At 45.5% G+C, this 2154-nt stretch carries 1 protein-coding gene; it reads right to left on the minus strand.

Annotated elements, in window-relative coordinates:
- Positions 1-2154, minus strand: a 2154-nt coding sequence (locus tag OCI93_RS20785; protein ID WP_315942827.1) for a type I polyketide synthase, incomplete at both ends; no start/stop codon positions are given.

Here is a 2154-nt window from a genome sequence, read left to right on the forward strand (position 1 = left end):
GCAATGGATGTATCTGTGTGGCACCCTGTTGTTTACCCGGTTCGCCCTGCGAGCCTTGACGCGACACACTTGAGTCTATATCTACCCAACAACGTTGCTGTGCAAATGGGTAGGTCGGTAAACTGATACGTCGTGGCATTACCTCACCATACAATAAATGCCAATCCAAATTAAAACCACCCGCCCACAACTGCGCCAATTTATAGTTCTTACCTAACGATAGCCACTTTAATATAGTTTCATTAAATTCGGCATCGTTATTCAGCAAACCATATTGTTCTCGACTAGATTTGTCGCCACCCACATAAACATTGTTAATGTGTTGTTCGCCATCAATACCTCGCACTAGTTTATCTTTGAGTTCATTTAAATCAAAAACCGTGGTAGCCCAACGGACAGCCATCGCATCACGACCCACTTGTAGTGTATAAGCAAGGTCGCCTAACGAAATGCGCGCGTGTGTGTGATTAAGATAATATAATAAGCCTTGTTGCTGACGCAGCAACGCATCCTGCGTTTTTGCTGATAAAACAACTACCACAGAGCCTTGTTGAGATTCTAAAGCCACTGGTGCAACTCGGTATTCTTCTAGTACAATATGGGCATTCACGCCACCGAAGCCAAAAGAACTCACCCCTGCTCGACGTGGTAATTCCTCTCCCTGTGCTGATTTCAAGGCATGCCATGGCTGTGTCTTATGCAGAAGATAAAACGGGCTTTGCGCTAGTTTAATATGTGGATTAAGTGGTTCACTGTGTAAACTGGCTGCCAAGGTTTTGTGTTTAAATTGCAGTAAAGTTTTGATCACCCCAGCTGCGCCTGCTGCCAATTCCAAATGACCAATATTACTCTTGACTGACCCCAAAGCACAGTGTGCTTCTTGATAATCCTGCTGGCGTTCAGCGGCTATATTGGCATCGTTATATAAATGCTTAAATGCGCTTTTAAGCCCATTTATTTCAATTGGATCTCCCAATTCAGTTCCCGTACCGTGTGCTTCTATATAACTCACTGTACGAGGGTCAACCCCCGCTTTACGTATCGCAGCTTCTAGCAACTGCGCCTGTGCTTTGGGATTTGGTGCTGTCAGAGAGTTTGCTCGGCCACCATGATTGACTGCGGTGCCCCGGATCACACCATAGATATGATCTCCATCTTGCTCAGCCTCTGTTAAAGACTTAAGCAGTAATATACCTACCCCTTCACCACGTACATAGCCATTGGCATTTTGTCCAAACGATTTACATCGACCATCTGGTGAGAGCATACCCGCCTTATCAAACGCAACATGTGTCATCGCTGATAATAATGTATTGATACCGCCAGCAAGCGCCATCTTACTCAACCCAGCCTCGATAACACCAACAGCACGATGGATTGCCACTAAAGCACTCGAACATGCAGTTTCGATAGGTTCACTCGGTCCGTGAATATTAAGTAGATAGCTGATGCGATTTGGCCCCACGGAGGACACCATGCCCGTTGATGAGTAGCCCTCAACTTTATTACCTGCCATCGCCAAAAGCTCTGAATAACCCGTATTAGCTGTACCTACAAATATCGCAGTATCCGAACCAGCCAAACTTTGCGGCGCATAACCAGCATCTTCTAAAGCTTTCCATGTGTAAGTCATCAACAGACGTTGCTGCGGGTCCATCAACTGAGCTTCTCGAGGAGAAATGCCGAAGAACAATGCATCAAACTCCTCAACTCCCTCCATAAATCCGCCCCATTTCACATCTGACAGTTTTTTAGCTTCGAGCGCCCGCCAATCCCAACGTTCAGCGGGGATCTCACTGATACAATCCTTGGCATCACGGATATTTTCCCAAAATTCAGTTAGATCTCTGGCTCCAGGAAAACAACCACTCATACCAATAATGGCAGTACTTGCACTTCCAGTCGCTTTTTGTTGCGTACCAGCATCTTTGCTATCAAGCAACCAATCCAAGCGTGTCACCGTATCTGAGGATGACGTATTCTCTATCGCATCGACTCCCATTTTATTTTGCTGAGTATGAGCTGTCTTCATGCCAAACCGCTTGATAAACACTTCACTGTGTTCTTGTGCTAAGTATTCTGCAAAGCTTGCTATTGTTGGGTATTCAAAAAATACTGTTGGTGATAATTCTAATGCACCATCACGACCCAGCT

The organism is Pseudoalteromonas holothuriae (genome assembly GCF_945859825.1).
Taxonomy (GTDB): domain Bacteria; phylum Pseudomonadota; class Gammaproteobacteria; order Enterobacterales; family Alteromonadaceae; genus Pseudoalteromonas; species Pseudoalteromonas holothuriae.